The organism is Streptomyces botrytidirepellens (assembly GCF_003721215.1).
Classification (GTDB): domain Bacteria; phylum Actinomycetota; class Actinomycetes; order Streptomycetales; family Streptomycetaceae; genus Streptomyces; species Streptomyces himastatinicus.
Map to the genome: position 1 here is coordinate 8,666 of NZ_RIBZ01000308.1, position 21,313 is coordinate 29,978.

Sequence of the window (21,313 nt, forward strand, 5' to 3'; positions counted from 1 at the left end):
TCTTTTCGTAGGGATCTTTGCGTGGAGGTGGTTCTCAGGCCGCCGTCGGCCGGTTGCCGGGCGGCGGGTTCGGGGACAGCCCGCGCAGGGTCGGGCTGGCGGTGGCGAGGACGGCCGCGGCCGCCATCCCGGCCGAGCACACCAGGATGGCCCGGTCGCCCGGCAGGGCCTGGGTGAGCAGGCCGCCCAGCGCGGGGCCCGCCGCGCCCGCGGCCCCGCAGGCGAGGGCGAGGACGCTGGTGAGCCTGCCGCGCAGCCGGTCCGGGGTGCGCAGCAGCTGCTCCGTCATGATCGCGGTGTTCGCGGTGGGCGGGAACAGCGCCATCAGGGCGAAGAGCGCCCCGGTCAGATAGCCGCTGTGCACGACGGCGGCGACCGGGGTGAGCACGGTCAGCGCCCAGAACACCGCCACGATGGCTCGGTAGGCGCCGAGGCGGCCGTGGAGTACGGGCGCAGCGAGCGCGCCCGCGACCCCGCCCACCCCGAGCATGGCCGCCATCACCCCGACCTCCCCGGAGGGCACCCCTCTGGTTCCGGCGAGCACGATGACGACGAGGTAGAAGGCGCTGAAGAACAGGTTCAGCACGACCGCGCACAGGATGGTGACCCGGATCCGGCGCTCCTGCCACACCCACCGCAGGCCGGTCAGCATGGCGTGGCCGAGCCTGCCCGGCGCGGCGGCGGGCCGCTCCGGCTTCGGCAGCCGGAGGAAGAGCAGCGCGACGAACGAGAGGGTGTGCATGACGGCGTCGGCCAGGAAGGGGACGAAGCGCCCCACGGCGAACAGGAACCCGCCGGTCGCGGTGCCCGAGAGCTGTCCCATCGACGCCCGTGCCGTGTTCATCGAGACCGCCGCGGGCAGCTGCGCGTCGTCCACCAGCAGCGGCAGCGCCGCGTTCTCCGCCGGTTCGAAGAGCGCGGCGGCGGCCCCGAACACCGCGGCGACGGCGACCATGTGCGGCACGGTGGCCGCGTCGCTCCACACCGCCACCACGAGGCTGACGGCGGACACCGCCTGGGCCGCCTCGCAGCCGAGCATCAGCGCCTTGCGGTCGTAGCGGTCCACCAGGACCCCGGCGGGCAGCCCGGCCAGCATCTGCGCGGCGGCGATCGTGCCCATCACCAGCCCGGAGGCGGCGCCCGAGCCGGTGAGCGCCAGGACCAGCAGCGGAAACGCGATCATCGAGGCGTGGAACCCGAACTCCGAGAGCGCCTGGCTGCCCCACAGCAGCCGGTAGCCGCGGTTGCGCGACAGCGGCACCGGCGGGGACGCGGACGCGGACGGGGGCGCCTCCACCGGGCCCGACGGAACGGCGCGGTCCCCGCTCATACGGCACCCCGGCAGTCCTGGGCGATGCGGCGCAGCGCGTCCGCGAAGTCCGCGGCCACCGCCGCCACGGTCGACTCCTCGTGGACGCCGGGACGGTAGTACCAGGTGAAGCCGAGCCGTCCGTTCTGCACCGCGCCCACGACCTCCAGCAGATGCGAACCGCCCTCGCGCGGGTCGTGGTCCTGGCCGAAGGAGCCGTGCTCGGCGTGGACGAGACCGTCCTTGGCCTCGGCGGACCGGGCGTCCCACTGGCCGAGGTAGTTGAACACGACCTGGGGCCCGGTGCCGGTGCCGGTCAGCCGCTCCCGTACGGCGTCCGTGCCGAAGGTCCGCAGCGCCCCGAAGCCGAAGCCGTTGCCGGGGACGGCCCGCAGATGGCGCCTGACCGACTTGACCAGGCCGCGCCAGTCGACGGACGCGGAATCCCGGGTGGCGGGCAGGTCGAAGGAGACCGGGTACATCGTGGTGAACCAGCCCACCGTACGGGAGAGGTCGGCGCCCTCGATGACGTCCTCCCGGCCGTGGCCCTCCAGTTCGACGGAGATCCGGTCCCGGCCGGTCCAGTGCGACAGCGCCAGCGCGAGGGCGGCCAGCAGCACGTCGTTGATGCGGGTGCGGTACGCGGTGGGGGCGGCCCGCAGCAGCGCCTCGGTGTCCGCCTCGTCGATCTCCACCGGCACCGCCCGGGTCTCGGCTCCCGAGGCCCCCGAGGCTCCTGGGGCTCCCTGGGCGGACGGCTCGTGGTCGACCGGCAGCGGCCGCGCGTCCAGCGCCGCTGCCCAGTGGTCGGCCTCGTGGTCCAGGGCGCCGTCGGCGACCTGCTCGGCGAGCTGCCGGGCCCAGTCCCGGAACGAGGTCGACTTGGCGCCGAGGTCGACCGGCTCGCCCCGCACACCCTGCTGGTAGGCGGTGTCCAGGTCGTCCAGCACGATCCGCCAGGACACCCCGTCGATGACCAGATGGTGGGCGGTCAGGAAGAGGAACGGCCGCCGGTCGTCGCCGAACCGGAACAGCGCGGCCTTCAGCAGCGGGCCGCTGCCGAGGTCGAAGCCCGCGTGCAGGGCGTCGGCGGTCTGCTCCATCGCCGCGTCCGCCTCGTGCGCGGGCAGCCCGGACAGGTCGTACCGGGCGAGGACGGCCCCCGGTTCGGGCTCCGGGTCGAACTGCCGCCACTCGCCGTCCTCGTGCGTGAACCGCATCCGCAGCGCGTCATGGTGGACCAGCAGGGCGGCCAGCGCCCCCTCCAGCGCCGCCTCGTCCACCTCCTGGTCCAGCTCCAGCAGGGTGGACTGGTTGAAGTGGTGCGGGTTGACGGTGTGGGTGGCGAAGAACCACCGCTGGATCGGGGTGAGCGGAAGGTCTCCGGTGACCGGTTCAGCACCGCCCTCGTCCCGTTCCGTCGTCGCCACGGCGGCCAGGGCGGCCACCGACTGGTGGCTGAACAGATCCTTGGTGGTCAGCCCGAGCCCCGACTGGCGGGCGCGGGAGACGACCTGGATGCTCAGGATGGAATCCCCGCCGAGGTCGAAGAAGTTGTCGTGCACGCCGACCCGGTCCAGGCCGAGGACGTCCGCCCAGATCGCCGCGATCCGGCTCTCCATCAGGGTGCGCGGCGCGACGTGGTCCGCGCCCGGGTCCGGAGCGGGATCCGGATCGGGCAGGGCGCGGCGGTCGACCTTGCCGTTCGGGGTGAGCGGCAGCTCCTCCAGGGTGGCGAACGCCGACGGCACCATGTGGGGCGGCAGGATCCGGCCGAGGAAATCGCGCAGCGAGGCGGCGGTCGGGGCGGTGCCCTCCGCCGGGACCACATAGCCGACCAGGCGCTTCAGCCCGGTCGGGTGCTCGGGCGTGGGCCCGGTGTCCCGCACCGCCACCACCGCCTCGCGTACGTCCGGGCTGCGCCGCAGCGCGCTCTCCACCTCGCCCGGCTCGATCCGGAACCCGCGCACCTTGACCTGGTCGTCGGCCCGGCCGACGAACCGCAGCTCGCCGTCGGACGTCCAGCGCACCACATCGCCCGTGCGGTACATCCGGCTCCCCGCCGGGCCGAACGGGTCGGCCAGGAAGCGGGATGCGGTCAGCCCCGGGCGGCCCAGGTAGCCGCGGGCCAGTCCCGCCCCGGCCACGTACAGCTCCCCGGCCACGCCCACCGGAACCGGGCGCAGCGCGGAGTCCAGCACATAGGCCCGGGTGTTACGGATCGGCCCGCCGATCGGCGGCACCCCCGAACCGGCGGTCAGCGGCCCGGACCAGGTGCTCACCACGGTCGCCTCGGTCGGACCGTACGAGTTGATCATCCGGCGGCCCGGCGCCCAGCGGTCCACCAGTTCGGCGGAGCACGCGTCACCGCCGACGATCAGGGTGCGCAGCTCCGGCATCCCGGCCTCCCGCGCCGCTTCCGGCACGGTGGCCAGCGCCGCCGGGGGGATCAGCGCGTGGGTGATCCGGTGCTCGGTCAGCACCTGGGCCAGCCGCTCGCCCAGCAGTGGTCCCTCCTCCGCGACCACCAGCGCCGCGCCCCTCGGCAGGGAGACGCACAGCTCCAGTACGGAGGCGTCGAAGCTCGGCGAGGCGAACTGGAGGACCCGGTCCCCGGCCCGGACGCCGTAGTGTGTCGCGGCGGCGGCCGAGAAGCTCGCCAGCCCCGCGTGGGTGACCACGACCGCCTTGGGCACCCCGGTGGACCCGGAGGTGTAGATGACGTACGCCGGATGGTCCGGTGTCAGCGCGCGGACGGCCGGCGGATCGGCGGGGCCGTCCCCGGCCCACACCGACGCCACGTCGTCGAGGACGACCAGGGGTTCGGCGTCCCGCAGCATGAACGCCACCCGCTCCGCCGGGTAGTGGGGGTCGACCGGCAGGAACGCGCCGCCCGCCTTCACCACCGCCAGCTGCGCCACCACCATCTCCACCGACCGCGGCAGCACCAGCGCCACCAGCTTCTCCGGCCCCACACCGCGCCCGATGAGCCGGTGCGCCAGCCGGTTCGCCGCCGTCTCCAGCTCGGCGAAGGTGAGCCCGCCCGCCCCGGACGCCACGGCCGGGGCGTCCGGGGACACCGCCGCCTGACGCTCGAACAGCTCGGCCAGCGTGGCCGGAGGCACAGGGTGTCCGGTGGCGTTCCACTCGACCAGGGTGCGTCGCAGCTCGGCCGGGGTGGCGAGCGGCAGCGCGCCCACCGCCCGGTCCGGGTCGTCGGCGATGCCGGTGAGGAGCGTACGGAGGGCCGCGCCCATCCTCTCGGCCGTCGGCTCGTCGAACAGATCGGTGCTGTAGCTGATCAGCCCGCGCAGGACGCCCCCGTCGGCCTCGGCGAACTCCAGCGTGAGGTCGAAACTCGCGGTGCCGGTCTCGGGGGCGATGTCCTCCAGCGTGAGACCGGGCAGGTCCAGCTGCCCGCCGGGGATGTTCTGGAGCACCACCATCGCCTGGAACAGCGGTGTCCGGCTGGTGTCCCGGGTGGGCTGCACCTCGTCCACCACCCGCTCGAACGGCACGTTCTGGTGGGCGAAGGCGTCCAGGACGGTGCCGCGCACCTCGGACAGGAAGTCGGTGAAGCCGCGCTCGGGGTCGACCGAGGAGCGCAGCACCAGCGTGTTCACGAAGAAGCCGATCAGATGCTCCGCCTCGGCGCGCTCCCGCCCCGAGGTGACCGTCCCCACCGTGATGTCCTCCTGGCCGGACAGCCGGGACAGGAGCACCTGGGCCGCCGCCACCAGCGTCATGAACAGGGTGGTGCCACGGGCCTGTCCGTACTCCTTGAGGCGCCGGTTCACGGCCGCGGGCACCTCGAACTCCACGGTCGCGCCGTGTCCGCTGCGCACCGCGGGACGGGGCCGGTCGGTGGGCAGCTCCAGCGGCTCCACCTGGCTCAACTGCCGCTTCCAGTACGTCAGTTCCTCATCGGCCTGCGGGCCGGACAGTTCGGCTCGCTGCCAGGCCGCGACGTCGGCGTACTGCACCGGAAGCGGTGGCAGCACCGCCACGTCGCCGGTCAGCGCCGCCCGGTACAGCTCGCGCAGATCGCCGATGAGCACACCGGTGGACCAGCCGTCGGTGATGATGTGGTGCAGCGTCAGTGTGAGGGCGTGGTCCTGGGCGCCCAGCCGGATCAGCCCGGCCCGCAGCAGCGGGCCGCGCCGCAGGTCGAACGGGCGCTCCCGCTCCCGCGCCAGCAGCTCCGTCAGCTCCGCCTCCCGCCGGTCGGCGGGAACGTCCGACAGATCGTGGCGGGCGAGCCGCACCGCGGAGGGCTCGTGCACGATCTGCACCCCGCGCCCGTCGACCGCGTCGAAGGTGGTGCGCAGCGACTCGTGCCGGGCCACCAGCGCGGTCAGCGCGTCCTCCAGCGCCGCGACGTCGAGGATGCCGCGCATCCGCAGCGCCAGCGGGGTGATGTATTCGGTGCTGTCCGGTGCGAAGGAGTCCAGGAACCACAGGCGTTGCTGCGGATACGACAGCGGCAGCTCCGCGTCCCGGGGCACCGGGGTGATCGGCGCGGACCGGGGGCGGCCGCTCGCCTCGGTGAGGGCCGCGGCCAGCGCGGCCACCGTCGAGTGGGCGAACACCAACCGGGGCGAGACCTCCGCGGCGAACGCCTCCCGCAGCCGCGAGGTGAGCCGGATGCTGAGGATGGAGTCCCCGCCGAGGACGAAGAAGTCGTCCTCGGCACCGACCCGTTCGACCCCCAGCACCTCGGCCAGGACCGCCGCCGTGCGCCGCTCGGCCTCGTCACGCGGGGCGACATACGCCGCCCGGTCCGGGTCGGCACCGGGGGCGGGCAGCGCCGCGCGGTCCAGCTTGCCGTTGCGGCTCAGCGGCAGCGCGTCCAGCAGGACGACCGCGGACGGCACCATGTACTCCGGAAGCACGGCCGCCACATGGGTACGCAACTCCGCACCGTCCACGGCCCGGTCGCCACCCGGCACCACATAGGCCACCAGCCGCTTCACCCCGGGCCGGTCCTCCCGGGCCACCACCGCCGCGTCCGCCACCCCGGGGTGCGCGGTCAGCACGCTCTCCACCTCGCCCGGCTCGATCCGGAAGCCCCGGACCTTCACCTGGTGGTCGGCGCGGCCGACGAACTCCACCGTGCCGTCCGACCGCCGCCGCGCCAGGTCCCCGGTGCGGTACATCCGCTCCCCGGCGGGCCCGTACGGATCGGCGAGGAAGGCCGCCGCCGTCGCGCCCGGCCGCCCCAGATAGCCGCGGGCCACGCCCTCCCCGGCGACGAAGAGTTCACCGACGACACCGGGCGGGACGATCCGCAGCCGCGCGTCCAGGACGTACACCCGCATGTTGTCCAGCGGCCCGCCGATCGGCACCACCTCGGGCACCTCGTCGGCCGCGGCCATCGGGAAGGCGGTCGCGAAGGTCGTCGTCTCGGTCGGCCCGTAGCCGTCCACCACGGTCAGCCCGGGGCAGGCCGCCAGCACTCGGCGCACGGCCGCTGCGGGCACCACATCGCCGCCGGTCCACACCTCGCGCAGCCCCGCGAAGCAGTCCGGGTCGTCGCCGGCGAGCAGCCGGAACAGCCCGGCGGTCAGCCACAGGCCCGTCACCCCGTGCCCGGTCACCAGCCGCCGCAGCGCCGCCGCGTCCAGCTCGCCCGGCGGGGCCACCACCACCCGGCCGCCGCGCAGCAGCGGCACCCACACCTCGTAGGTGGCGGCGTCGAACGCCACCGGGGAGTGCAGCGGCACCCGTTCGTGCCCGCCGCTCGCGAAGGCCCGGTGGAGGGCGAGCGCCGCCACATCGCGGTGGCGCACCCCCACGGCCTTCGGCACCCCGGTCGACCCGGAGGTGAACATCACGTACGCCAGGTTGTCCCGGTCCACCGGCACGGCGGGCGGGGTCCGCTCGCCGTCGCGCGCGGCGGCCACGTCGTCCGCCGTCAGCACGATCTTCGCGCCCGCCTGCTCCAGCAGCTCCCGCTGCCGTGCGCGCGGCGCGCGGGCGTCCACCGGTACGTACACCCCGCCCGCCCTGACCACCGCGAGCTGCGCCACCACGAGTGCGGCCGACCGGTCCATGAGCAGCGCCACCCGGTCCTCGGCGCGCACCCCCGAGTCGGCCAGGACCGCCGCCAGTTGCCCGGACCACGCGTCGAGGTCGCGGTAGCCGAGTGCGGTGGCGCCGTCGGTGACGGCGATGGCGTCCGGGGTCCGCGCGGCCTGCTCGGCGAACAGCTCCGCGAGCGAGCCCGCGGGCAGCGGGCGGGCGGTGTCGTTCCCCTCCCGCACCGCCCGGCGCTCCTCGGAGTCGGTCAGCAGCCGCAGATCGTCCAGGGTGCGCCCGGCGCCGTCGGCCATGCCCTCCAGCAGCGTCCCCAGATGGCGCGCGGCCCGCTCCGCCGTCGCCGCGTCGAACAGCGCGGGGTCGTAGGCGATGTCGAACCCGAGCCGGTCGCCGAGGTAGGCGCGGCAGCACAGCGGGAAGTTCGTGGCGTCCTCGGCCCGCACCTCCCGGATGGCGATCCCGGCGCCGGATGCCGACTCCTCGTCGAAGGGATAGTTCTCGAAGACCACCATGGAGTCGAACAGGGCCTCCGCGGCGGGCAGTTCGCTCAATCCCTGGATGCGGGCGAGCGAGACGAAGTCGAAGCGGCGGGACTCGCTCTGCTGGTCCTGGAGTTCCCGCAGCCACCGCATCACGTCGCGGCCGCCGTCGGCCACGGCCCGGGTGGGGACCGTGTTGATGAACATGCCGACCATGGTCTCCACCCCCGGCAGCCCGTCCGGGCGGCCCGAGGCGGTGGTGCCGAACACCACGTCCGGCTCGCCGCCGTACCGGGACAGCAGCAGCGCCCAGGCGCCCTGCACCACCGTGTTGACGGTCAGCCCGTGGCTCCGGGCAGTCTCGCGCAGCCGCGCGGACACCTCCCGGGGCAGCTCCAGCCGGGTCAGCGCGCCCGACGCGGCCCGGTGGGCCTCCCGGGGCGGCCGGTCGTACGGCAGCGGGGTCCGGGCGCCGAAGCCCGCCAGGACGTCCCGCCAGTGGCGCTCGGCCCGCTCCTGGTCCTGCTCCCGCAGCCAGCGCAGGAAGTCCCTGAACGGGCGGCGCGCGGGCGGGGCGACGGTGCGGCCCTCGGTGAGCGCCGCGTAGTTCTCGCACACCTCGGCGAAGAGCTGCCCGGTGGACCAGCCGTCGAGCATCAGGTGGTGGGAGGTCCACACCAGCATGATCTCGTCGTCGGTCAGCCGCGCCACCGCGATCCGGGTCAGCGGGGCCCGGGTCAGCTCCATCCCGGCCGCCCGGTCCTCGGCGAGCAGCCGCTCCAGCGCGGCCTGTCGCCCGTCCGGGGACAGGCGGCGCCAGTCGTGGCGGGCGGTGGGCAGTGCGACATGGCGGCGTACGACCTGGACGGGTTCCTCAAGCCCCTCCCAGCGCACCTCGCTGCGCAGCACCGGTGTCCGGTCCACGACCCGCTGCCAGGCGGCGGCGAACGCGTCCGGGTCGGTGATGCCGCCGATGCGCAGCGCGATCTGGTCGAAGTAGGCGCCCTGGGTATCGACCAGGCCGTGGAAGAGCATGCCCGCCTGCAACGGGGTCAGCGGATAGATGTCCTCCACGTCCCGGCCGTCGCCCGCGATCAGGTCCACCTGGCGCTGGTCGAGCCGGGCGAGCGGGAAGTCGGACGGGCTGCGGCCGCCCGCGCCGGGCTCCGCGCAGTGCGCGACGATCTCCCGCAGCGCGGCGACCACGTCCTCGGCGAGGCGGCGCACGGTCGCCTCGTCGTACATCAGCGTCGGGTAGGTCCAGCCCAGCTCGAGACGGCCGCCCTGGACGGCTCCGGTGACCTCCAGCAGATACGTGCGCGTCTCGCCGTCCGGCGCGTCCCGACCCGTCGAGGGCAGGGCGTCCCGGTAGAGCCCGGAGGCGTCACCCGAAGCGGCATCCCACTGGCCGTGGTAGTTGAAACCGATCTGCGGGGCGGGGCCGCCCCGCAACTGCTCGCCCGCGGTGGGGGAGAGGTGGCGCAGCGCGCCGTAACTCAGCCCGCGGTGCGGGACGGCGTGCAGCTGCTCCTTGACGGAACGGAGCGTCTCCCGCCACTCCGCGTCGGGCGCGACGGTCAGCGCGAGCGGGAACTCGGCGGTGAACCAGCCGACCGTACGGGAGAGGTCCAGCTCCTCGAAGAGGTCCTCGCGGCCGTGTCCCTCCACCCCGATCAGCACGGTGTCGCCGCCGGTCCAGCGGGCCAGGCTCCGGCCGAGCGCGCTGAGCAGCACATCGTTGATCTGGGTGCGGTACACGTCCGGGACGTCGCGCAGCAGGGCCTCGGTCTCGTCGCGGCCGAGGCCGACGGTCACGGTGGCCGCCGTCTCCTGGGTGTTGGCGCCCCGGCGGTCGACGGGCAGCGGCGCGGGTGTGGTGTCCGCGGTGCGCGTCCAGTACGCCAGGTCGCCGTCGAGCCCGCCGGACCGCACGTGGTCCGCCAGCCGGGCCGCCCAGTGCGCGTAGGCGCTGCTCGCCGGGGGTAGCGCGGGCGTGGCTCCGGCGGCGGCCTGGTGGTACGCGGTCTCCAGGTCGCCGAGGAGGACGCGCCAGGAGACGCCGTCCACCACCAGATGGTGGACGGTGATCAGCAACTCCGGCGGCTGCCCCGGACCGTGGGTGAACAGCAGGGCCCGCAGCACCGCGCCCTCGGCGATGTCCAGCCCGGTCTGTGCCGCGACCGTGGCCTCCCGCACGGCGCGCGACCGCGCCTCCTCGCCGAGGCCGGACAGATCGTGCCGCTCCAGCAGCGGCCCGGGCGCGGTGGCCAGGACGTCCTGCCGCCACTGCCCGTCGAGGAAGACGAACCGGGTGCGCAGCGCCGCGTGGTGCGCCACGAGCGCGTCCACCGCCCGCCGCAGCGCGGCCTCGTCGAGGTCGTCGGCGAGCCGCAGCCGGTGGGTCATGGTGAAGTGGTGCGGGTCGCCGGGCCGCCGCCCGTCGAGGTACCAGTGCTGGATCGGGGTCAGCGGTGCCGGGCCCGTCGGTGCGGCGGCCGGAGCGCGCTCCGGCGCCGGCGCGGACCCGAGGGTCACCGCGAGTTCCGCGATGGTCTGGTGGCGGAAGATGTCCTTGGAGGTGATCCGCAGTCCGGCCTGGCGGGCGCGGGAGACGATCTGGATGCTGAGGATCGAATCGCCGCCCAGGGCGAAGAAGTTGTCCTCCACCCCGATCCGCGGGGTGCCGAGCACCTCGGACCACACGCGCGCGAGCACGGTTTCCGCCTCGGTGCGCGGCGCCACGTACGCGGTCTCCGCCTCCGGCTGCGCGGGCGGCGCGGGCAGCGCCCGCCGGTCGACCTTTCCGGCGTCGTTACGGGGCATCCGGTCCAGCGTCACGAACGCCGCCGGGACCATGTAGTCGGGCAGGGTCCGCTTGAGCAGGGCGCGCAGCTCCACCGCGCCGGGCGCGGCGTCCGCCCCCGTGGCCACGAGGTAGCACACCAGCCGCCGGTGGCCGGAGTCCTCGCGGGCCGCCACCACGGCGTCCTCGACCGCCGGATGGTCCAGCACGGCGGCCTCGATCTCACCGGGCTCGATGCGGAAGCCACGGATCTTGACCTGGTCGTCGGCGCGGCCGAGGAATTCGAGCACCCCGTCCGCCGTCCAGCGGGCCCGGTCGCCGGTGCGGTACATCCGCGAGCCCGGCGGGCCGTACGGGTCGGGGACGAAGTGGAGCGCGGTCAGCCCCGGACGGCCCCGGTAGCCGCGCACCACCTGGGCGCCGACCAGATACAGTTCGCCCGGCACGCCGGGGGGTACAGGGCGCAGCGCCCCGTCCAGGACGTACGCCCGCAGGTTGTGGCCGGGACGCCCGATCAGCGGACGGTCCCCGAGGTCGGCGAGGCGCCCGTACACCGCGTCGACGGCGCACTCGGTGGGCCCGTAGAAGTTGTACGCCGCCACTCCGGGCACCGCGCGCAGCTCCCGCCACAGCGCCGCCCCCAGCGCCTCGCCGCCCACCATGACGATCCGTGGCCGGTGGCGGCCGTCGAACAGCCCGGCGGCCATCAGCTCGTGGAGGTACGAGGGGGTGAGGTCGAGGAAGTCCAGCTCCCGGGCGCCGATCAGCTCGACCAGGGCGGCCGGGTCGAACCGCACCGCGTCGTCGATCAGATGCACCTCCTGGCCCGCGGCCAGGAACACCGCGCCCTCCCAGGAGGTGTCGAAGGAGAACGCGGCGGTCAGCGCCGCGCGCAGCGGACGGCCCGCCTCGGCCGCGTGCGGCCCGATGAGCCCGGCCACGTGGTCGTGGCAGAGGTTGACCAGCTGGCGGTGTTCGACGGCGACGCCCTTGGGACGGCCGGTGGAACCGGAGGTGTAGTTGATGTACGCGGTGTTCGCCGGGCGCAGCGGGGAGCGCCGGTCCCGGTCGGTGGGGTCGGTGGCGGGAAGGCCGTCGAGGGGCGCGTCGCGCAGCGCCTCGGGGGTGAGGACGACCTCGGGCGCCGCGTCGTCCAGCAGGAACCGGACGCGCTCGGCGGGCAGTTCGGGATCCAGGTACAGATACGCGCCGCCCGCCTTGAGGACCGCGAGCTGGGCCACCATCAGGTCGGCGGTGCGCGGCAGCCTGACCGCGACCACCTTCTCGGGACCGGCCCCGAGGCCGATCAGATGGTGGGCCAGCCGGTTGGCGCGGGCGTTCAGCTCCGCGAAGTCGTAGGTGGCGTCGGGCGCCACCAGCGCGGTGGCGTGCGGGGTGCGGGCCGCCTGCTCCTCGAAGTGGCGCGGGAAGGTGGTGTCCGCCACCGGGAGCGCGGTGTCGTTCCACTCCTCCAGCACGGTGTGCCGCTCCCGCGCGGTCAGCAGCGGGAGTTCGCCCACCGGACGGCCGGAGTCGTCCGCCACCGTCTCCAGCAGCAGCCGCAGCTGCCGGATCATCCGCCGCACGGTCGCCGCGTCGAACAGATCGGTGTTGTACTCCACGTACCCGGTCAGGGCGCCCCGGTGTTCCACGAAGTCGAAGCCGAGGTCGAAGGCGGCGGTCCGGCTCGGGATCCGTACGGCCTCCACGGCGAGCCCTGGCAGGCTCGGCACCTCACCGCCCAGGTTGTGCAGCGCCACCATCACCTGGAACAGCGGGGTGCGGCTGGTGTCCCGCTCCGGCTGGAGCGCGTCCACGATCCGCTCGAACGGCACGTCCTGGTGGGCGAAGGCGTCGAGGACGGTGTCGCGCACCTCCTGGAGCAGTTCGCCGAACGGGCGGTCCGCGCGCACCCGGCCGCGCAGCACGAGGGTGTTCACGAACATCCCGACCAGGCGCTCCAGCTCGGGCCGCTCGCGGCCGGAGGTCACGGTGCCCACCGCGATGTCCTCCTGCCCCGACCAGCGCGCCAACAGCACCTGGCAGGTGGCGAGCAGGGTCATGAAGAGGGTGGCGTCGCCGTGCCGACCGGTCTCGCGCAGCCGGTCCACCAGCTCCGCGTCCAGCGTGAAGTCCAGCAGCGCCCCGTTCCTGGTCTGCACGGCCGGGCGCGGCCGGTCGGTCGGCAGCTCCAGCGGCGCCAGGTCGGCCAGCGTCTTCCGCCAGTGGTCCAGCTGCGGTTCCAGCGCGGCGGCGCCGCCGTCCGGATCGCGCTGCCAGGCCGCGTAGTCGGCGTACCCCAGCGGCAGCGGGGCGAGTTCCGGCGCCCGGCCTTCGAGCGCCGCCGCGTACAGCTCGCCCAGGTCGTCGCTGATGACGGCGGTGGACCAGCCGTCCGTGACGATGTGATGCATCGTCAGGGTGAGGACGTGTTCCTCGTCGCCCAGCCCGATCAGGGACGCCCGCAGCAGCGGGCCACGGCTCAGGTCGAAGGCGGTGGCGCCCTCCCGCTCCAGCAGCCGCTCCAGCTCCCGTTCCCGCTCGGCGGCGGGGAGCGCGGTGAGGTCGTGGCGCGGCAGCTCGACCCGGTACGGGTCGTGGATCCGCTGCACACCGCGGCCGTCCACCTCGGCGAACGTGGTGCGCAGCGGCTCGTGCCGGGCCACCAGGCCGTCGAGCGCGGCGCGCAGGGCGCCGGTGTCGAGCGGGCCGCGCAGCCGCAGCGCGAACGGGGTCACATACTCGGTGTCGCGGTCGTCGAAGCCGTCCAGGAACCACAGGCGCTGCTGCGCGTACGACAGTGGCAGGTCCCCTCCCCGCGCCACGGCCGGTATCACCTCGCGCGGCGCGGCGTTATCCGGTGCGCTCAGGGCGGTGGCGAGGCCGGCGACGGTGGCATGGGTGAACAGCGACCGCGGCGAGACATCGGTGCCGAAGGCGGTGCGCAGCCGGGACGCCACCCGGATGGCGAGGATGGAATCGCCGCCCAGGGCGAAGAAGTTGTCCTCGGCCCCCGCCTCCTCGAGACCCAGAACCTCGGCCCACACCCGGGCCACCGTGGCTTCCGCCTCGGTGCGCGGCGCGATCCGCTCGGCGCTCGTGGCGAAGCCGTCCGCGCCCGGGGCGGGCAGCGCCGCCCGGTCCAGCTTGCCGTTGACGGTCAGCGGCAGGGTGTCCAGCGGGACGTAGGCGGCCGGAATCATGTGCTCGGGCAGGCTGCGCCCGAGGAATTCCCGCAGCTCGGCGGCGGACGGCGGCGCGCCCTGACCGGTGGCCACCGTACGAGCGGCCACGGTGTAGGCCACCAGCCGCCGCACCCCGGGCCGGTCCTCGCGCGCGGTCACCACCGCGTGGGCCACCGCCGGATGCGCGGTCAGGGCGGCCTCGATCTCACCGGGCTCGATCCGGAAACCACGGATCTTCACCTGGTCGTCGGCGCGGCCCAGATACTCCAGCTCCCCGTCCGCGCTCCACCGGGCCCGGTCGCCGGTGCGGTACATCCGGCTCCCGGGCGGGCCGAACGGGTCGGCGACGAAACGGGACGCGGTCAGCCCCGGGCGGCGCAGATAGCCACGGGCCAGCCCCGCGCCCGCCACGTACAGCTCGCCCACCGCGCCCGGCGGCACCGGTTCGAGGGCCGCGTCGAGGACGTAGATCCGCAGGTCGGGGATGCCGGTGCCGATGCCGCTGCCGGTGGCGCGGGCCGCGGTCGCGCGGTCGAGGGCGGTATGGGTGACGTGCACGGTGGTCTCGGTGATCCCGTACATGTTGACCAGCACGGGCGCGGTGTCGGAGTTCGCGTGTTGCGCGTACCAGCCCTCCAGACGACGCGGGTCGAGCGCCTCACCGCCGAAGATGACCCGGCGCAGTGAAAGCTGCGCCCCGGGGTTCTCCTCGTCCGCCCGCATCAGCGCGTAGAACGCCGACGGCGTCTGGTTGAGCACCGTCACCCGCTCGTCCGCCAGCAGCCGCAGGAACTCCTCCGGGGAGCGCGATACGGCATAGGGGACGACCACGAGCCGACCACCGTGCAGCAGCGGTCCCCAGATCTCCCAGACGGAGAAGTCGAAGGCGTAGGAGTGGAACAGCGTCCACACGTCCGCCTCGTCGAACGAGAACCACTGCCGGGTGTGCGAGAACAGCCGCACCACATTGGCGTGCGGGATGACCACGCCCTTGGGCATCCCGGTCGATCCCGAGGTGTAGATGGCGTAGGCGGGGCTGTCCGGCAGCGGCCGGGCGGCGGCCGGGACGGTGGCGGGGCGGTTCCGCAGATCGGCGGCCACGTCCGGGTCGTCCAGGCACAGCCGGGGCACGGCGGTGTCCGCCGCGATCCGCTCGTCCAGGTCGCCGGTGGTCAGCAGCAGCACGGGTTCGGTGTCGGCGAGCATATGGGCGATCCGCCCGGACGGCTGGTCCGGATCGATCGGCAGATAGGCCGCCCCGGTCTTCAGCACGGCCACGATCGCCACGATCATGTCGAGCGAGCGGGGCAGGGCCAGCGCCACATACCGCTCCCGCGCCGCGCCCTGGGCGGCGAGCCGGTGGGCCAACCGGCCCGCCCTCGCGTCGAGCTCCGCGTACGACAGCGACTCCGCGCCACAGGTGACGGCCATCGCGTCCGGGGTACGGAAGGCCTGCTCCTCGAACAGGTCCACCACGGTCCGCTCCGGCACGCCCTCCGCCGAGCCGTTCCACTCCACCAGGATCCGCCGCCGCTCCTCGGCGGTCAGCCACGGCAGGGCCCGCAGCGGGCGGTCCGGGTCCGCCGCGATCTCCGTCAGCAGTCGGCACAGCCGGTCGGCGAGGTCGGCCGCGGTCCCGGTGTCGAACAGCTCCGGGTCATAGCCGAGGTCGAAGCCGAGCCGGTCGGAGAGATGGGCGCGCAGGCTCAGCGGGAAGTTCGTGGCGTCGGTCGACGCGACGTCGAGGATCCGCAGCCCCGCCTCGCGCGCCGAGGAGTCGTCGAAGGGGTAGTTCTCGAACGCCACCATGCTGTCGAAGAGCGGCGTACCGGCCGGAACCTCGCTCCACGCCGACAGCTGGGCCAGCGACACGGATTCGAAGCCCCGCGCCCGCGCCTGTGCCACCTGGAGTTCCCGCAGCCACTCGGCGGTGTTCCGGGCGCCGTCGACCCGTACCCGGGTGGGCAGGGTGTTGATGAACATGCCCACCATGGACTCGACCCCGGCCAGCTCCGCCGGGCGGCCCGAGACGGTGGTGCCGAAGACCACGTCGTCCTCGCCGCTGTACCGGGACAGCAGCAGCGCCCAGGCGCCCTGCACGATCGTGTTGACGGTGAGCCCGCGGCGCCGGGCCGCCTCGCGCAGCTCCGCCGAGACCCCGGCCCCGAGCGCCACCGCCACGGTCGCCGAGGACCCGGCCCGGTGGGACTCCAGGGGCTTGCGGTCGTACGGCAGCGGCGTGGGCGCGGTGACCCCCGCGAGCAGCGCCCGCCAGTGCTCCTCGGCCTCCCGGCCGTCCTGGCGGTCCAGCCAGTGCAGATAGTCGCGGAAGGGCCGCCGGACGGTCAGCGCCGGGCGGTCTCCCCGGGCGGCCGCGGCGTACCGCTCGCACACCTCGGTGAAGACCTGGGCCAGGCTCCAGCCGTCCAGGATCAGATGGTGCGAGGTCCAGATCAGCGCCACCTGGTCGTCGGGGAGTCGCACCAGGGTCAGCCGCATCAGCGGCGGCGCCGTCAGATCCAGGCCGAGCGCCAGATCCGCTTCCCGCAGCCGGTCCAGCTCGGCCGCGCGCCGCTCCTCCGGCAGCTCCCGGCAGTCGACATGGGTGACGGGCACGGTGGCCCGGTGGCGTACGAACTGTACGGGCCGCTCGACGTCCTCCCACACCACGCCGCTGCGCAGCACGGGCGTGCGGTCGACCGTCTGCTGCCAGGCGAGGGCGAACCCCTGCGGGTCGCTCACCCCGGCCAGGGTCAGCGTGGCCTGGTCGAGATACACGTCCTGCCCGTCGCCCACCAGGCGGTGGAAGAGCATGCCTTCCTGAAGCGGGGTCAGCGGATAGACGTCCTCGGTTCCGCGCCCGTCACCGACCAGCCGGTCCACGCCCGCCTGGTCCAGCCGGGCGAGCGGGAAGTCCGACGGCGTACGGCCACCGGCGCCCGGCTCCGCGCAGTGGCCGACGATCTCCCGCAGCGCCGCCAGCATCGCGTCCGCGAGCCGCCGCACCGTGGCCTCGTCGTGGACGCGGTCGGAGTAGAGCCAGGTCAGCTCCAGTTCCCCGGCCGCCACCACGCCCGAGACATCGAGCAGATAGGTCGAGGGCTCATCGGCGGCGAGATCCTGCCCCAGGGTCTGGCCGGTGAGGGTGAACGCGTCGTCGCCCGGTGCCGAGTCCCACTGGCCGTGGTAGTTGAAGCAGATGGCCGGCAGCGGGGCGTCGCGCAGCGCACGGGCGGGGGAGCCGGGCGCGCTCAGGTGGGCCAGCGCCTCGTAGCTCAGGCCCCGGCGGGGCAGCGCCCGCAGCTGCTCCTTCACAGATTTCAGCACCGCGCCCCAGCCGCCGCCGGGCAGCGTGAGCGCCACCGGGTACTGGGTGGTGAACCAGCCGACGGTCCGGGACAGTTCGACGGACTCGTCGATCTCCTCCCGGCCGTGGCCCTCCATGGCCACCAGCACCCGGTCGGAGCGCGTCCAGTCGGCGAGCACCCGGCCGAGCGCGCTCATCAGGACGTCGTTGATCTGCGTCCGGTACACCCCGGGCACCCGGCGCAGCAGTGCGTCGGTCGTGTCGTGGTCGAGCCGCACCCGGACCGTGCGGGTGGTTCCGGCGGTGGCGCGGCCCGGGCGGTCCACCGGCAGGTCGGCGCCGCCCGCCCGCGCCACGCCCTCCCAGTACGGCAGGTCGCTGTCCAGCTCCCCGGAAAGCACGTGGTCGCTCAGCCGGTGGGCCCACCGGGTGAAGGGGGTGCCGACCGGGTCGAGCCGCACCGGGGCCCCGGCCGCGGCCTGCCGGTACGCGCTCTCCAGATCGCCGAGCAGGATGCGCCAGGAGACGCTGTCCACGGCCAGGTGGTGCGCGGTCAGGAACAGCCGCGGCCGGGTGCCCGCGCCGCGCAGGATCAGCGCGGCGCGCAGCAACGCGCCCGTGGCGAGGTCGAGTTCGGCGCGGGCGGCCTCGGCGGCCGCTTCGGCCGCGGTGTGCAGCGCGTCGCCCGTGAGACCGGACAGATCGTGGCGGCGGATCAGCGGCCCCGCGGCGGAGCCGTCCGCGTGCTGGCGCCACTCGCCGCCTTCCTGAACGAACCGGGTCCGCAGTGCCGGGTGGTGGGCGGCCACCGCCTCCAGGGCGGTGTGCAGCGCGGCCTCGTCCACGTCGTACGGCAGGTCCACCACCATCGACATGGTGAAGTGGCGCAGCGGGCCGTGGGTGGCGAAGAACCAGTGCTGGATCGGGGTCAGCGGCGCCGGGCCCGTCGGTGTCTCGGGGACGGTGTCGTCCGTACCGGGCGCGCTGCGCGGGGCGATGGCGGCGGCCAGGTCGGCGATGGTCTGGTGGAGGAACACGTCCCGGGAGCTGAGCCGCAGCCCGGCCTGGCGCGCCCGGGAGACGGCCTGGATGCTGAGGATCGAGTCGCCGCCGAGTTCGAAGAAGTTGTCCGACACCCCGACCTGCTCGGCGCCCAGCACCTCGGCCCAGATCCGGGCCAGCTCTTCCTCCACCGGCGTGCGCGGAGCCTCGTAGGCGTTCTCCCGCCGGGAGGCATCGGGCCCCGGCGCGGGCAGCGCCCGCCGGTCGAGCTTGCCGCTCGTGGTGAGCGGCATGGCGTCGAGGGCGAGGAAGGCGCCGGGCACCATGTGGCCCGGCAGCGTGCGCCCGAGGGCCGCCCGCAGCTCCTGGACGGTGGGCGGCACGGCGGAGGCGGCCGGTACGTAGTAGGCGGCCAGCCGCGCGTGGTCGCGGTCGTCGGTCACGGCGATCACGGCCGCCTCGGCGACGGACGGCAGATCGAGCAACGCGGCCTCGATCTCGCCCGGTTCGACCCGGTGGCCGCGGATCTTCACCTGGTCGTCGGCGCGGCCGAGGTAGTCCAGCTCCCCGGCGGCGGTCCAGCGGGCCACGTCGCCGGTGCGGTACATCCGCGCCCCCGCGGGCCCGAACGGATCGGCCACGAACCGCGCGGCAGTGAGCCCCGGGCGGTGCGGATAGCCGCGCGCGAGCTGGTCACCGGCCAGATACAGCTCGCCCGCGACCCCGGCGGGCACCGGCTGGAGCCGGGCGTCGAGCACATAGGCGCGCAGATTGCCCAGCGGCCGCCCCACCACCGGCCGCCCGGCGCCGCCGATCCGGGCGGCGAGCGCGTCGACGGTGCACTCGGTCGGACCGTAGAAGTTGTACGCCGTGGTGCCGGGCGCCTCCGCCAGCTGCCGCCACAGCGTCTGGCCGATGGCCTCGCCGCCCAGCATCAGCACCCGGGGGCGGTGCCGGGAATCGGTGAGCAGCCCGGCCGGGAGGAGCTGCCGCAGATACGACGGGGTGAGGTCGAGGAAGTCGATCCGGTGCCCGGCGATGTGGTCCACCAGCGCGGCCGGATCGAGCCGGGTGGTCTCGTCGATGAGGTGCAGCTCATGGCCGTCCGCCAGGAGCAGCAGCCCCTCCAGCGAGGTGTCGAAGGAGAACGACGCGGTCAGGGCGGCGCGCAGCGGACCGCCGCCCGCCTCGGCCACGAAGCCGTGGCGGTGGCCCACCAGCAGGTTCACCATGGCCCGGTGGGTCACGGCCACTCCCTTGGGGCGGCCCGTGGAGCCGGAGGTGTAGATGACGTACGCCGCGCCGTCCGGGTGCAGCGCCCCGGTCCGGTCGGCATCGGTGGGGTCGGTCGCGGGCAGCGTGGCGGGGACCGTACGCAGCGCCGCCTCGTCCAGCACCAGCATCGGCCGGGCGTCGTCCATGAGGAACGCGACGCGTTCGTCCGGGAGTTCGGGGTCGATCGGCAGATAGACGCCGCCCGCCTTGAGGACGGCGAGGATCGCCACGACCATGTCGGCGGTGCGCGGCAGCCTCACCCCGACGATCCGCTCGGGGCCGACGCCCTGCCCGATCAGCTGGTGCGCCAGCCGGTTGGCGGCCGCGTTGAGCGCCGCGAAGTCGTACACCTCGTCCCCGGCGACCAGGGCCGTCGCCGCCGGGGTACGGGCCGCCTGCGCCTGGAACACGGCGGGGAACGTGGTCGGCTCGATGTCCAGGGCGGGGCCGTGGCCCCACGCCGTCACCTGCCGCCGCTCAGCCTCCGTCAGCAGCGGGAGTTCCCGCACCGGCCGGTCCGGCTCGGCGCTCGCCGCGTCGAGCAGCACCAGCAGATGCCCCGCCATCCGCTCGGCGGTCTCCGCGTCGAACAGCTCGGTGCTGTACTCCAGCAGCCCCCGAAGCTCCTGTTCGTCCTCGACGAACTCCACGCTGAGATCGAAGGTCGAGGACTGCCGCGGCACATCGACGCTCGTCGCCGTCAGCCCGGCCGGGCGGGGCGCGGACCGCGGATTGCTGTGGAGCAGCACCATCACGTCGAACAGCGGGTTGCGCCCGGCGTCCCGGCGCGCCCCCACGGCCTCCACGAGCCGCTCGAACGGCGTCTCGTCGTGCGCGAAGGCGTCGAGGACCGTCGTACCGGCGGTGTCGATCAGCTCGCGGAACGACCGCGCGACGTCGACCCCGGAGCGCAGCACCACGGTGTTCACGAAGAACCCGACGGCGCGCTCCAGTTCGGTGCGGCCACGACCGGAGGTGACGGTGCCCAGCGCGATGTCGTCCTGTCCCGACCAGCGGGCGAACAGCCCCTGGCACGCGGCGACCAGCACGGAGAACAGGGTGGTGCGCCGGTCCGCCGCCAGCCCCTTCAGCCGCGCCGCGACCTTCCGGTCCACGGTGAACTCGTACACCGCGCCCGCCGAGGTGCGCAACCTGGGCCGGGGGCGGTCGGTGGGCAGCTCCAGCGGGACGGTGTCCGCGAGCCGCCCCTTCCAGTAGTCGAGCTGCTTGTCCAGGGTGGCCCCGGAGAGCCGCTTCCGCTGCCACACCGCGAAGTCCGGGTACTGCACCGGCACCGGCGGCAGCGGGTCCTTGCCGGTGTCCGGCCGGGCGCCGTACAGCGCGCACAGCTCGTCCAGCAGGATGCCCATGGACCAGCCGTCGGTGACGATGTGATGGGCCGTGAGCAGCAGGACGTGGTCCTCGTCGGCCAGCCGGACCAGCAGCGCCCGGAGCAGGGGACCGGTCCGCAGGTCGAACGGGCGGGAGTACTCGGCGAGCAGCGTGGCGTCCAGTGCTCCGGGATCGCCGGTGAGGTCGGCCACCGGCAGCGGAACCGCGGTGGCCTCGCACACCACCTGCGACGGCTGCCCGTCACCCTCCTCGAAGACGGTCCGCAGTGCCTCGTGGCGCTCCACCAGGGCATCGAGCGCCCGGGAGAGCGCGGCCGCGTCCAGGGCGCCGGTCAGCCGCAGGGCGACGGCGCTGTTGTAGCCCGCCTCGTCCGGCTGGAGGGTGTGCAGGAACCACAGCCGCGCTTGCGCGAAGGACAGCGGGAGGGTCTGTGTGCGGTCCGCGCGGGGGATCGCCGCGGTGCGTCCGGCCTTGCCCGCGAGACGGCGGCGGAGGGCTTCGCGCATTTCTTCGGGCAGGGCGGAGGCGCGGCTGTTCCTCGAGGACGTCATGTTCTCGTTC

At 74.4% G+C, this 21,313-nt stretch carries 2 protein-coding genes; both read right to left on the bottom strand.

Annotated elements, in window-relative coordinates:
- Positions 1-34: 34 nt before the first annotated feature.
- Positions 35-1,330 (bottom strand): MFS transporter, encoded by a 1,296-nt coding sequence (locus EEJ42_RS25995; RefSeq protein WP_123103460.1) that lies wholly within the window; start codon positions 1,328-1,330, stop codon positions 35-37.
- Positions 1,327-21,303 carry a non-ribosomal peptide synthase/polyketide synthase gene (locus EEJ42_RS26000; protein ID WP_123103462.1) on the bottom strand — a complete coding sequence of 6,659 codons (19,977 nt, stop codon included), beginning with the start codon at positions 21,301-21,303 and terminating at the stop codon, positions 1,327-1,329. The genes EEJ42_RS25995 and EEJ42_RS26000 overlap by 4 nt, the downstream gene beginning before the upstream one ends.
- Positions 21,304-21,313 lie beyond the last annotated feature (10 nt).